Source organism: Streptomyces sp. NPDC001513 (genome assembly GCF_042894695.1).
In the GTDB taxonomy this organism is placed as follows: domain Bacteria; phylum Actinomycetota; class Actinomycetes; order Streptomycetales; family Streptomycetaceae; genus Streptomyces.
This window is the reverse complement of record NZ_JBIAVU010000018.1, coordinates 121,378-133,643: the sequence shown is the minus strand read 5'-3', so window position 1 is coordinate 133,643 and position 12,266 is coordinate 121,378. Positions and strand designations below refer to the sequence as shown.

Here is a 12,266-nt window from a genome sequence, read left to right as displayed (position 1 = left end):
CCGGGGATGCGCCCCCTCACCCCGGCCGATCCGGCCGCGATCGGCGGCAACCGGCTGCTCGGACGCCTCGGTTCGGGCGGCATGGGCACGGTGTACCTCGCCCGCTCCGCCGCGGGCACCCTCGTTGCGGTCAAGGTCATCCGAGCCGACCACGCCTCGAACCCGGACTTCCGCATCCGCTTCCGGCGCGAGGTGGAGGCCGCCGGGCAGCTGACCGGGCGCTGGGTGGTCCCGGTGGTCGCCGCCGACCCGGAGGCGCGCGAGCCGTGGCTGGCCACCCCGTTCGTCCCCGGGCCCGCCCTCTCCGAGGCGGTGGGAGGGTACGGTCCGCTGCCCGTCCGTGCCGTACGGATCCTCGGCGCGCGGCTCGCCGAGGCGCTCGCGCAGGTGCACGCCGCCGGGCTGGTCCACCGCGACGTCAAACCGGGCAACATCCTCCTCGCCCCCGACGGGCCCCGGCTGATCGACTTCGGGATCGCGCGCGCCGAAGGGGCGGCCACGCTGACGGCCGTGGACGCGGTCATCGGCACACCCGGGTACCTGGCCCCGGAACAGGCCCGCGCGGGCGGACCGGCGGCGGGCGCCGCGAGCGACGTGTTCTCCCTCGGCTGCGTCCTGGCGTACGCGGCGACCGGCCACGGCCCCTTCGGCGGCGGGCACGCGGCCGCGGTGGTCTACCGTACGGTCCACGACGAGCCCGAACTCACCGGACTTCCACCGGAGTTGCTCGAACCGGTGCTGGCCTGCCTGGCGAAGGACCCCGCCGCCCGGCCGACCCCCGCCCAGCTGGGCGCCGCACTCGGCGACGACCCGTCCGGCGCCGACGCCGAGGACTGGCTGCCGCCCCCACTGCCCCGGCTCATCGCCGAACGCTCCACCAGGGCCCTGGAACTCCCCGCCCCGGAACCGACCCGGATCGACGCGCCGCACACGCCGGTACGTGGCCTCACGCGCAGGCGGCTGCTCGCGGCCGGCGCGGGCCTGGCCGCCGTCGGCGCACCGACCGCCTGGTTCGCCACCCGCGGGCGGGCCCGCGGCAAGACGCCGCCGCCGGCCCGCGACCTGGCCACCCTCACCCTCGCCCTGCAGGCCGACCTGACCGGGCCCGGGAAGGCGACCGGCCAGGCCCACGAGCGCGGCATGAGACTGGCCGTGGAGCGGCACAACAGCCGCAAGGACGCCGCGTTCCTGCTGGCCCTGCGCGTCGCCGACGACGGCGGAGACCCGGCGCGCGCCGCGCAGGTGGTCAAGGAACTGGTCGCCGACCCCGCGGTGGCCGCGCTCACCGGCCCCACCTGGGACGCGGCCGTGCCCGAGCTGGCCGCCGCGTGCGGCAAGGCCGATCTCGCCCTGGTGCTGGTGTCGGTCGACAGCCCCGAGGCCGCCATGGCCCAGCCGGAATGGCGCACGGTGTGCGCCACCCGCCCGGCCGGTGACCATTTCGCCCTTCCGGTGATCGACTACCTCAGCCGAGTACGGCCCGTCCGCCGCACGGCCCTGGTGGAGGACGTCGAAGGCGGCGAACCCACCTGGCCGCTCATCCGCAGCCTGCAGCAGAGCCCGCCCTCGATGGGCACGCTCAGCGTCCACCGGATCCCGGTCGGCAGCTCCGACTTCGCGGGCGCGGTGCGCGCCCTGACCGAGGCCGGGGCCGAGGCCGTCGTCTACGCCGGCACCTCACCGCAGCGCGCGGCCCGGCTGGCCCGCGCCCTGGCCGATGCCGGCTTCCCGGGCCCGCGCGTCGCCCTCCAGCACGTCATGGAACCGGCCTTCCTCACGGACGCCGGGCCGACGGCCGAGGGCTGGGCGTTCGGCTGCCTCTTCACCGACCCGCTGGCCGTCCCCGCCGCCGCCGAGTTCGTCGGGGCCCACCGTGCGGCACACGGGGAGCCGCCCGCCCGCTGGGCCACCGAGGCGTACGACGCCGTGGGCCTCCTGGCCGCGGCCCTCACCGGCCTGGGCGAGGAGGGGCGGGACCGTGCGGGCCTGGCCCGCCGGATCTTCCGGACGGCCCACGAGGGCCTCGCCAAGCCGCTCGCCTTCGACTCCGGCACGCACGTGCTGACCCGGGGCCGCACCGCCCACCTCTACCGGGCCGAGTCCGGTGCGTACCGGTACCTGGGCCTCTACCCGGACGTACGCCCCTCCACGTGAGCGCCCGGGCCGGCGCGACGGCGCGACGGCGCGACTACTCGAAGCGTGAGGTGTCGCCCGCGCCCCGCCGTACGATCTCGGCCTCGCCGCCGGAGAAGTCGATGACCGTGGTCGGTTCCGTACCGCAGTCGCCGGAGTCCAGCACGGCGTCCACCTCGTGGTCGAGCCGCTCCTTGATCTCCCAGCCCTGCGTCATCGGCTCCTCCTCGTCGGGCAGCAGCAGGGTGCTGGAGAGCAGCGGCTCACCGAGCTCGTCGAGCAGGGCCTGCGTGACGACGTGGTCGGGAATCCGGACCCCGACCGTCTTCTTCTTCGGGTGCATCAGCTGGCGCGGCACCTCCGACGTCGCCGGGAGGATGAAGGTGTAACTGCCGGGTGTGGCCGCCTTGATCGCGCGGAACACGTCGTTGTCGATCTGGACGAACCGGCCCATCTGCGCGAAGTTCTGGCACACGAGGGTGAAGTGGTGACGGTCGTCCAGGTTGCGGATCGACCGGATCCGGCTGATGCCGTCACGGTTGCCCAGCTGGCAACCCAGCGCGAAGCAGGAGTCGGTCGGGTACGCGATGAGCGCGCCGGAGCGGATGATGTCGGCCACGTTGCCGATCGTGCGGCGCTGAGGATTCTCGGGGTGCACGTCGAAGTATTTCGCCATCCGCCGAGCGTACGTGTTCCGGCCGCCGCAGCTCGCGTCGAGGTGATTCGCAGATGCGCGCGCTGAGTGAACCGATCCGGGCCGACGACCCTCGCGCGGCCCGCGGGCGGGTGCTCCGGGCGCTGCCCGGCGGGTTCCGGGGCACGATGAGAGGTAGCCGTGCGCCCCGGGCCGCCGCTGGGCGGGTGGGGGACGGGCCGGAGGTGCCGGAAGGGAGCGTCCCCGATGGGTTCGATCGACGGGTTGGGAGCCGGTGGGGCCGGGCGTACCGCGCCCGGGCTCGCCCCGCCCAGCGGGCTGCTCGACGTCCTGAACGTCGCGGCGGTCGTCCTCGACGCCGAGGGACGGATCGCACTGTGGAGCCCCCAGGCCGAGCAGCTGTTCGGCTGGTCGGCCGAGGACGCGCTGGGCCGGCCCGCCGCCGGGCTGCTGGCCGCCGAGGAACACCTGGGGCTGGTCACCGAGCTCTTCGCACGGGTCATGGGCGGCGCCGGGGACTGGGCGGGCGCCTTCCCGGTGCGCCACAAGGACGGCGGCACCCGTCTGGTGGAATTCCGCAACATGCGGCTGCTCGACGAGCACGGGGACCTGTACGCCCTCGGCATCGCGACCGACCGGACGCGGCTGCGGCAGCTGGAGCGGGACCTCGCGCTCTCCGCGCGCCTGGTGGCCCAGTCCCCGATCGGCCTCGCGGTCCTGGACACCGAGCTGCGGTACGTCCTGGTCAACCCGACGCTGGAACGGATCAACGGGCTGCCCGCCGCCCAGCACATCGGCCGGAGCGTCCGCGAGGCCCTCTCCTTCCTCGACGACACCGAGGCCGCCGAAGCGGCCATGCGCCAGGTGCTGGCCACGGGGACCCCGCTGCTCGAACAGTTCACGGCCGGCCGCACCCACGGCGGGGAGCGCACCGAGCACGCCTGGTCGGTGTCGTACTACCGGCTGGAGGACGCCACCGGACGCGTCCTCGGCCTGGCCACCTCCGTGGTCGACGTCACCCAGAGTCACCAGGCGGCCATCGAGATCGCCCGCAGCCGTCGGCGCCTCGCCCTGATCGCGGACGCCACCGTCCGCATCGGCACCACCCTCGACCTGGACCAGACCGCCCGCGAGCTCGCCGACGTCGTTGTGCCGGAGCTCGCCGACATCGCCGCCGTCGACATCCTCGACTCCGTCCTCGAAGGCCGGCCGACCCTGCGGTCGTCCGCCCACGAGCCCGCCGTGTTCCGTGCCCTGGCCGTCGCCTCCGCCTTCCCCAGCGAGGCCGTCCGCGCCGCGGACCCCCCGGGCGACATCGCCGCGTACGCCGCGGACCGGCTGGTCACCCAGTCCGTGACGACCGGGCACCCGGTCCTGGTGGCCCACGTCCACGCCCAGGACATCTCGCGCATCGCCCGCGACAGCACGGCCGCCTCGCTCCTGACCCGCGCCGGCCTGCGCTCGTACCTGGCGGTGCCCCTCATCGCCCGCGGCGAGGTCCTCGGCGCGCTCGACCTCAAACGCACCCGCAACCCGCTGCCCTTCAACGACGACGACATCGTGCTGGCCGGGGAGCTGGCCGCCCGAGCCGCCGTGTGCATCGACAACGCCCGCTGGTACCGCAACGCGCACCACACCGCCCTCGCCCTCCAGCACCACCTCCTCCCGCACCACCCGCCACCCACGCCCGGCCTGGAAGTGGCCTCCCGGTACCGGCCCGCCGCGGCCAGCAGCGAGATCGGCGGCGACTGGTTCGACGCCATCGCCGGCCCGGACGACACCACCGTCCTCGTCATCGGCGACGTCATGGGCAGCGGCATCAACGCCGCCGCCAGCATGGGACAACTGCGCACCGCGACCCGTACCCTCGCCGAACTCGCCCTCGAACCGACCCAGGTGCTCCAGCAGCTCGACCGCACCACCGCCGCCCTCGAAGAGACCATCGCCACCTGCGTCTACGTCGTCTACGACCCGCACCGGGCCCAGTGCCGGGTCGCCGTCGCCGGACACCTGCCGCCCGTCCTCATTCGGTCCGGGCGCACCCCCGAACTCCTCGACCTGCCCACCGGCGCACCCCTCGGCGTCGGCGGCATCCCCTTCGAGGCCACCACCGTCGCCATGGAACCCGGCGACCAACTGGTCCTCTACACCGACGGCCTCGTCGAGACCCGGGACCAGCCCATCGACGAACGCCTCGACCTGCTCCTGGCCCTGCTCGCCGACACCGGACGCCCGTTGGAGGAGACCTGCGACCGGCTCCTGGACTCCCTGCGCCGGCCGGACGACCACGACGACGTCGCCCTGGTCATCGCCCGCGCGAGGCCCCTGCCGTAGCCCTGCCGCAAGCCGCCCGCTCGCCTCGCGGCCCGGCCTGCGCGACCTTACGCTGATCGTGATCGTGATCGCCTCGCCTTGAACCCCGTACGGCAGGAGGCCCGTGGTGACTCCGACGCACATACGGTTCCGCCGGGCCTGCGTGGCCGCCGCGGCGGCGGGTCTGCTCCTCGCCCCGGCCGTCGCGGGCTCCGCGTACGGGACACCCGCCGCGGTGCGGCCCGTCCCCGCCGCCCCCACCCCGGACGGGGAGGAGGGCTTCCCGGAGCTCACCCCCGCCGTCGCGGCCCAACTCGACGCCGCCGTACGCCAGGTCATGCGCGAGGCCCGGGTGCCGGGCGTGATCGTGGGGCTGTGGGCACCCGGCAAGGGCAGCTACGTGAGGGCCTTCGGCGTCGCCGACAAGGCGACCGGCGCGCCCATGCGGACCGACTTCAACACCCGCATCGGCAGCCTGACCAAGACGTTCACCGTCACCGCCGTCCTCCAGCTGGTCGACCAGGGCAAGCTCGGCCTGGACGACCCGATCGGCGACTACATCGCCGGCGTTCCGAACGGGGACCGCATCACCCTGCGCGAGCTGGCCGGCATGCGCAGCGGGCTCTTCAACTACAGCGAGGACCCGGACTTCGACAAGGCGTTCACCACCGACCCCGATCGCCCCTTCACACCGCAGGAGTTGCTCGACTACTCCTTCAAGCACCCGGTGCAGTTCGAGCCGAACGCGAAGTTCGAGTACTCCAACACCAACCTGATCCTGCTCGGCCTGCTGGTCGAGAAGGTCACCGGCCGGCCGCTCAAGGACGTCATCGACCGGGACGTGGTGGAGCCGGCCGGACTGGGCCGCACGCTGTTCCCGACCGGCGCGGAGTTCCCCGCACCGCACGCGCAGGGCTACACGGACCAGACGGCCTCCGGCAAGATCGAGGACGCCACCGGCTGGGACCCGTCCTGGGCCTGGGCCGCGGGCGCGATGATCTCCGACCTCCAGAACCTGCGCAGCTGGGCGCGGACCCTCGCCACGGGCACGCTGCTGACGCCCGAGACACAGGCCCAGCGGCTGAAGACCACCTCGGTCGGCATCCCCGGCGCCGGCTACGGGCTGGGCCTGTTCAACGTCCAGGGCTGGATCGGTCACAACGGCTCGCTCCCGGGCTACGAGAGCCTGGGCATCTTCCTGCCGCAGGAGCAGGCGACCCTGGTCGTCATCCTCAACACCGACGTCCTGCACGACGGACAGGAGCCCAGCACCCTCTTCGGCGAGGCGATCACCGGCATCGTGACCCCGGACCACGTCTACCCCGGGCACAAGCCGTCGGTCCCCAAGCCCTCGGCCTCCGCCTCGGCACCCGCGTCACCTACGTCACCCGCGTCATCCGCGTCGACGCCGCCCGCATCCCGGTCCGGCTGAGGTCCGCCGCCGACGCCACCGGACCGGGTCGGATGATCCGACTGTTAGGGTCCGAGGTATGCCAGAGCTCATCAGCCCCACGCCCCGCCTGCACGGCTCCTGGCTCGCCGCCCAGCGGGAAGCGGGCCCCGAGGCCCACCTGGACGGCGCCGGACTCGGTTCCGACGACGACGTGGACAGCCCGGAGGGCTTCGCGGCCTGGGTGGACCGGCTGCACGGGTACGGCGACCGTACGGCGCCGGTCGAGCACGGCCGCGTGCACGCCACGTACTGGTGGATCGCCGAGAACGACACCTATCTCGGCGCGATAGACCTGCGGCACTACCTGAACGGCTTCCTGCTCGACGCGGGCGGCCACATCGGCTACAGCGTCCGGCCCTCGGCCCGCCGCCGCGGACTGGCCACCTGGGCCCTGGGCGCCGTCCGGCACGAGGCCCGCCTGCTGGGCATGGACCGCGTCCTGCTGACCTGCGACCCCGGAAACGAGGCGTCGATCCGCACGATCGAAGCCAACGGCGGCGTACTGGAAGACGTCCGCGAAACCCTCATCGGCCCCAAGCGGCGCTACTGGATCACCCTCTAGCATCCCCCTCCGCCACCCCGGCGAGCAGGCCACGCAGGACCTCCACGTCGCTCTCCGGGACACGCCGCAGGCGCCCCCGCCCGTCGGCGGCGAGGTCGGACGGGCGCACGACCACCAGCCGCAGGCCGTGGGCCGGGATCTGCGTGTCGCGGTAGCCGTCGTAGCGGGCGCGCTGCTCACCGCGGTGGACCCCGCTGACCGTCATCCGGTCGGGCTTGTCGAAGAAGGGCGTCGGCTCGTCGTGCTGGCGCTCCCGGTACTCCAGCACCAGCAGGTGGCCGGGCCAGTAGGCGTCGACCGGCAGCCTGGCCCGCCGGCCTCCCGCCCCGGGATCGCCCAGCAGCCAGTCGAACCTGTGCTGGGTGAGGGCCGTGGCGCCCAGGACCTGGTTGCACAGGCCGACCACGTACGCCTCGTCGCTGTCGTCTCGGCTCATGGGGAGGATGCTGTCACGGGGCGGCCAGGCCCGAAGCCGTTTCCGCGGGAGGCCGGAGGCCGGAGGCCGGAGGGCGGAGACGGGAAGGCGGAGACGGGAAGGCGGCGGGCCGGGACGTCGTGTCGTAACAGTGCCGGGCGGCCGTACTGGGTCGATAGTGGGGCTGTGAGCGACTGGTCGGAGGGACCCGGGCAGAGCGGCGCCGCGGACGGCGCCGCCTGGTCCGGACGTGACGGCGCGCGGGCATTCGCGGCGGTGGACGCGGCCACGGACTGGCTGCTCGGGTACCCGTTCGTCTTCCGGGCCCTGTCCCGCCGGATCGGGCCCGGGTCGGTCCTGGTGGACTACGGGTGCGGACCGGGCAGGGTGGCCGACCACGCGGCCCGGCAGCTGGGAGTGCGGGTCCTCGGGGTGGACACCTCCCCGGAGATGCTGGCGCTCGCCCGCGCCTCGGCGACCGCGGTGGCGGAGTACCACCTCGTCGAGGACGGCCGGGTGACCGGCCTCGCGGACGGCTGCGCGGACGCGGTCATGTGCAGCCACGTCCTCGCGTCGCTGCCGACCGAGGACGCGGTGGTCGGCGTGCTCACCGAGATCCGCCGACTGCTGCGGCCGGACGGCCTGTTCGTGCTGCTGACCACCGACCCCAACTGCAACGGCACGGAGTACGCCTCGCTGCGGATCGGCGAGCCGGGCGAGGTGTACGGGCCCGGCGACGAGCTGACGGTACGGCTGCGGCGCACGGACGGCTCCTGGCAGGAGATGCGCAACCACGCGTGGCCCGTCGGCTACTTCCCGGTCCTGCTGGAGCGCGCCGGCTTCCGGGACGTCGTCCAGCACCGGCCCACCGTGGACGAGGCGCTCACCGTCGCCGACCCGGATCTCGCAGCCGGCCGCTCGTGGCCGGCGGAGCGGGAAAGGCCGCCCCTGGTGATCACCACGGGGCTCGCGGCCTGACCGTACGGCCGGCTCCTGCGACGCCGCCGCCCGCCGCCCGTACGGGTGTTACTGTCGCGCCATGTCCAAGGCCGAGATAGACAGGGTGACCGCCGAGTTCTTCGGCGCCTTCGACAACCGGGGCGGCCAGGCCGCCGATGTCGAACGGATCCGCCGGCTGATGCTCCCGGGCGGGGTCGTCGTCAAGACCGGCCCGGACTTCACGGCCTACACCGTGGACGAGTTCATCGAGCCGCGCCGGCTGCTGCTGTCCGGAGGCCGGCTGGCCGAGTTCTCCGAGTGGGAGACCTCGGAACGGACCGAGATCGCGGGCGACATCGCCTCGCGGTTCGGCGAGTACCGCAAGTCCGGGATCCTGGACGGCGAGCCCTTCGAAGGCGGCGGGACCAAGACCATCCAGTTCGTGCGGACCCCGGACGGCTGGCGGATCGCCGCCTTCTCCTGGTACGACCAGCCCTGACCGCGAGGCCGACCGCGGCGTTTGCGGCGCTCGTCAGCGGTCGCCCTCGTGGCCGGTGCAGCAGCCGTCCCGGAGCATCTGGCGCAGCACGCTGCCCCAGTCCCCGGGGGCCGCGTCGGGCGTCGTGCCGGAACGGGTGAAGGCACGCTCCAGGGCCGGGCGTTCACGCACGACACCACCCCGGACGGTCGCCCGTACGCGGATCAGGTCCGCGAAGTCGGTGAAGGGGTCACCGTCGACGAGCGTGAGATCGGCGATCCTGCCCGGTTCGACCGTGCCGAGCCGGTCCGCGACGCCGAACACCCGGGCCGGGGTCCGGGTCACGGTGGTCAGCGCCTCCGCCGGCGACATGCCGTACCGGTGCAGCGCCCGCAGCGAGAGGTGCAGGTGGAGCCCGACGGGGGTGAGCGGCGCGTCGGTGCCCAGCGCGAGACGCCCGCCTCCCGCCACCACGCGCCGGTAGACCTCCACCTCGCGCTCCAGGACGGCGCTCTGCTCCGCGCTCGGCGCACTCGCGGCCGCGGCCCGGACCGCCTCCACGTCCCAGGGCGGCATCAGCGCCGTCACCCGCGCATCGTCGGCGAGCGCCGGATCGGCGCCGAGCAGCGGCAGCGCCGTGAAGGGGGTGGCGATGAGATCGAAACCGCCCCGCGTGTAGACCTCCACGGTGTCCTGGTACGTGTGGCCCCGCGGGGTCGCCCCGTGGCCGTACTCGGCGCGCTCGGTCGCCACCAGGTGCGTCGTCAGGTCCTGGCCGGCCTGGACGCCCGGGGCGCACAGATGGGAGCCGGCCAGGACACCGAGCCGGTCGTGCGCGAAGCGGGCCGCATCGGCCATCAGCTCGTACGGGGCGCGTACGTACGTCTTGACGAAGTCCCAGTCCAGCGCGGCGCCCCGGGCCAGCGAGCGGGCGAACCCCGCACGGGTGCGATGGGCGCGCCCCATGCTGTAGGCGACCCGGGAGCCGTCGAGGAGCTCCCCGCCGGCCAGCAGCCGCGGCGCGGCGAGCCGCCCGGCCCGGATGTCCTCGCGCAGCCGGGCCTGCTCGTAGGCCGAACCGCCGAGCGAGACCACGGTGGTGACGCCGTACGCGAGGTGCAGCACGCCCTGGCGCGCCCCGTAGGTGTAGGGGTACGGATGGACGTGCGCGTCCCACAGGCCCGGCAGGACCGTGCCGTCGGAGGCGTCGACGGTGCGCGCGGCGCGGCGGCCCGGCCGGTGCGGTTCGACGGCGGCGATCCGGCCGCCGCTGACGAGGACGTCGACATCGGCCCGGGGCGGGGAGCCGGTGGCGTCCCACAACAGCCCCGCGTGTACGACGGTGTCGACGGGTGCGGGGCGCCGGTAGGAGAGGGAGACGGGCACGGTCCGGGAGGGCCCGGTGGGCGCGCCGTCGCCGTCGAGCGTGAGCAGGCGCAGCCGGGCGCAGGACTGGTAGAGCAGGGTGCGGGCATCGGCGGACCAGGAAGGGTGGTCGGCGGGCTCGTCGGTCAGGCGGCGGGCCGGTCCGGCGGGCGTACCGTCGGGGCCGACGGGCAGCAGCCACAGCGCCGACTCGCTGACGCAGGCGAGGAAGCGGCCGTCGGGTGACCAGACGGGCCCGGAGGCGTAGCGGTCCGCGAGCGAGGCGTGCGGGGCGAGCGCGTGCAGGCGGGCGGCGCCGGTGGCGGTGTCGACGATCCGGATGAGGTTGTAGCCCTCGCGGAAGCGCCGGCTGAGCCGGTTGCGGTCGCACAGGGCGAGGTGCCGGCCGTCGGGCGACCAGCTGGGCGGGCCGGGCAGTCCGCCCCCGCCCAGTGCCGGGACCAGCGGGGTCTCCGTCCCGGTCGCGAGATCGCGTACGTGGAGCCGCCCGGCCAGGTCCAGCGCGGCGAGCCGGGTGCCGTCCGGGGAGAGCGCCCCGTAGACCCGGCCGCCGGGCGCGAGCACGCTCTCCCGGCCGCCGTCGAGCTCCCTGCGGCGAACGGTGTTCAGCCCGTCGCGGTCGTCGGTGTAGACCAGGGCCCGGCCGTCCGGGGTCCACAGCGGGCCCTGGACGTAGGCCGTGGCGGGAGCCTGGACGATCTTGCGCGGAGCCCCGCCGGTGACGGGCGCGACCCACAGCGCGTTCAGCGCGGCGAAGGCCACGCTGCGGCCGTCGGGGGACAGGGCGGGCAGGTGGATGCCCCGGACGGGGAGACTCCGCTCGGCCTCCAGGACGTACTCCTTGACCCGGTAGCGGGGGCGCGTCACCTCGAGGGTGGCGTCGAGGGGAATCGCCCGGCCACTGCCGCCGTCACGGTGCGGGCGGATCACCCGGAACCGGCCGTCGAGCGTGATCAGCAGGCGGTCGTCGCCGATCCAGCGCGGGGGAGCGGGCGCGAGGTCGCCGTCGAGGGGGACCCGACGGCCGTCGGCGAACAGGCTCAGGATCTCGGCCTTGCGGGGGCCGGGGGCCGCGGACAGCCAGGCGGTGCGGCCGGCCGGGGAGAGCGCGGGAGCCATCAGCCGGCCGTCGGCGACGGTGTGTTCGATCCGTACGGGCCCGGGCGCGTCGGCGGCGACGGAGGCGAGGGTACGGGCGGTCAGCGTGTCGCCGGCCGGGGTGCCCGTGGTCACGGTGGCGCGGACGAACAGCACGCGGGAGCCGTCCGGCGACCAGACGGGATCGAAGTCCTCCCACTCCCCGTCCCGGCCGGGGCCCTGCTGCCCGGGCAGTCCCGTCAGGCGGCGCGGGCGGCCGCCGGCGACGTCGACCGTCCAGATCCGGTACGGGCTGCCGGTCACCGGATCACCGCCGCGTTCGGAACAGCAGGCGAGGGTACGGCCGTCGGGCGACCAGGCCGGCGCGCGGTGGTCGAAGGGGCCGTCGGTGAGCCTGCGCAGACCGGAGCCGTCCGCGTTCATCACCCAGAGGTGGAAGACGCCCCCGCGGTAGGCGCTCATCGCCACCTGGCGGCCGTCGGGGGAGAACACCGGACGCCCGGGCTCCAGATCGGGCGGGGTGAGGGGCGTGGCGGGTGAACCGTCCGGGGGCAGCGACCACAGGACGTTCTGCACCTCGGCGACGAACCGGTCCCCGGCGGCCGTGGCGGTCGCGGCCCCGTTGGTCGCACGGGTGAAGCGCAGCCCGACGGTCGCCGCCCCGGCCGTCCCTGTCCCCGTTGCCGCCGACTCCGTCCCGGCCGCGGTCTCCTGGTCGGCCGCCGCCGGGGAACGCCCGAGCAGCGCCGCCGCGGCTCCCACCGAAGCCGCCTGCAGCACGGTCCTGCGCGCAACTCGCATTCCGACCCCTCGCCTCACCTGTCGACGTACAAG

The 12,266-nt window shown here is 74.7% G+C and carries 9 protein-coding genes; 6 read left to right on the top strand and 3 right to left on the bottom strand.

All coding sequences use genetic code 11. The features are described from left to right. Positions 1-6: 6 nt before the first annotated feature. Positions 7-2,154 (top strand): bifunctional serine/threonine-protein kinase/ABC transporter substrate-binding protein, encoded by a 2,148-nt coding sequence (locus tag ACFYZ4_RS34020; RefSeq protein ID WP_390785729.1) that lies wholly within the window; start codon positions 7-9, stop codon positions 2,152-2,154. A 34-nt stretch (positions 2,155-2,188) separates the two neighbouring features. Here ACFYZ4_RS34020 and ACFYZ4_RS34015 read toward each other — a convergent pair whose 3' ends face one another. Then, positions 2,189-2,809: an L-threonylcarbamoyladenylate synthase gene (locus ACFYZ4_RS34015; RefSeq protein WP_351296841.1), complete on the bottom strand. Its 621-nt coding sequence runs from the start codon at positions 2,807-2,809 to the stop codon at positions 2,189-2,191. A gap of 225 nt (positions 2,810-3,034) precedes the next feature. Here ACFYZ4_RS34015 and ACFYZ4_RS34010 point away from each other — a divergent pair, with 225 nt between their 5' ends. The 3 genes from ACFYZ4_RS34010 to ACFYZ4_RS34000 all read left to right on the top strand — a co-directional run bounded on the left by ACFYZ4_RS34010 (position 3,035) and on the right by ACFYZ4_RS34000 (position 7,116). Then, a complete protein-coding gene (locus ACFYZ4_RS34010) occupies positions 3,035-5,122 on the top strand; it encodes a SpoIIE family protein phosphatase (protein WP_390785728.1) in 2,088 nt (695 codons plus the stop codon). Between the two features lie 106 nt (positions 5,123-5,228). Further along, the gene (locus ACFYZ4_RS34005; RefSeq protein WP_390785727.1) at positions 5,229-6,533 is read left to right on the top strand and encodes a serine hydrolase domain-containing protein; all 1,305 of its coding nucleotides are present in this window, start codon (positions 5,229-5,231) and stop codon (positions 6,531-6,533) included. Positions 6,534-6,591: 58 nt separating this feature from the next. Continuing rightward, the gene (locus ACFYZ4_RS34000) at positions 6,592-7,116 is read left to right on the top strand and encodes a GNAT family N-acetyltransferase (RefSeq protein WP_390785726.1); all 525 of its coding nucleotides are present in this window, start codon (positions 6,592-6,594) and stop codon (positions 7,114-7,116) included. Here the strand turns inward: ACFYZ4_RS34000 and ACFYZ4_RS33995 are convergent. Next, complete coding sequence (locus tag ACFYZ4_RS33995) at positions 7,106-7,552, bottom strand: hypothetical protein (RefSeq protein WP_351296852.1); 447 nt, start codon at positions 7,550-7,552, stop codon at positions 7,106-7,108. The genes ACFYZ4_RS34000 and ACFYZ4_RS33995 overlap by 11 nt on opposite strands. Positions 7,553-7,717: 165 nt before the next feature. Here ACFYZ4_RS33995 and ACFYZ4_RS33990 point away from each other — a divergent pair, with 165 nt between their 5' ends. Both ACFYZ4_RS33990 and ACFYZ4_RS33985 read left to right on the top strand, forming a co-directional pair. Further along, positions 7,718-8,509 carry a methyltransferase domain-containing protein gene (locus ACFYZ4_RS33990; protein WP_351296855.1) on the top strand — a complete coding sequence of 264 codons (792 nt, stop codon included), beginning with the start codon at positions 7,718-7,720 and terminating at the stop codon, positions 8,507-8,509. A gap of 61 nt (positions 8,510-8,570) precedes the next feature. Further along, entirely contained in the window at positions 8,571-8,969 is a 399-nt protein-coding gene (locus tag ACFYZ4_RS33985; protein WP_390785725.1) for a DUF4440 domain-containing protein, read from the top strand. Positions 8,970-9,002: 33 nt separating this feature from the next. Here ACFYZ4_RS33985 and ACFYZ4_RS33980 read toward each other — a convergent pair whose 3' ends face one another. Then, entirely contained in the window at positions 9,003-12,233 is a 3,231-nt protein-coding gene (locus ACFYZ4_RS33980; protein WP_390785724.1) for an amidohydrolase family protein, read from the bottom strand. Between the last annotated feature and the right edge of the window lie 33 nt (positions 12,234-12,266).

Bases quoted from the DNA above. Each gene is read 5' to 3' on its own strand.
- ACFYZ4_RS34020 (WP_390785729.1), top strand. From the start codon at position 7: ATGCGCCCCCTCACCCCGGCCGATCCGGCCGCGATCGGCGGCAACCGG.
- ACFYZ4_RS34015 (WP_351296841.1), bottom strand. From the start codon at position 2,809: ATGGCGAAATACTTCGACGTGCACCCCGAGAATCCTCAGCGCCGCACG.
- ACFYZ4_RS34010 (WP_390785728.1), top strand. From the start codon at position 3,035: ATGGGTTCGATCGACGGGTTGGGAGCCGGTGGGGCCGGGCGTACCGCG.
- ACFYZ4_RS34000 (WP_390785726.1), top strand. From the start codon at position 6,592: ATGCCAGAGCTCATCAGCCCCACGCCCCGCCTGCACGGCTCCTGGCTC.
- ACFYZ4_RS33995 (WP_351296852.1), bottom strand. From the start codon at position 7,552: ATGAGCCGAGACGACAGCGACGAGGCGTACGTGGTCGGCCTGTGCAAC.
- ACFYZ4_RS33985 (WP_390785725.1), top strand. From the start codon at position 8,571: ATGTCCAAGGCCGAGATAGACAGGGTGACCGCCGAGTTCTTCGGCGCC.
- ACFYZ4_RS33980 (WP_390785724.1), bottom strand. From the start codon at position 12,233: ATGCGAGTTGCGCGCAGGACCGTGCTGCAGGCGGCTTCGGTGGGAGCC.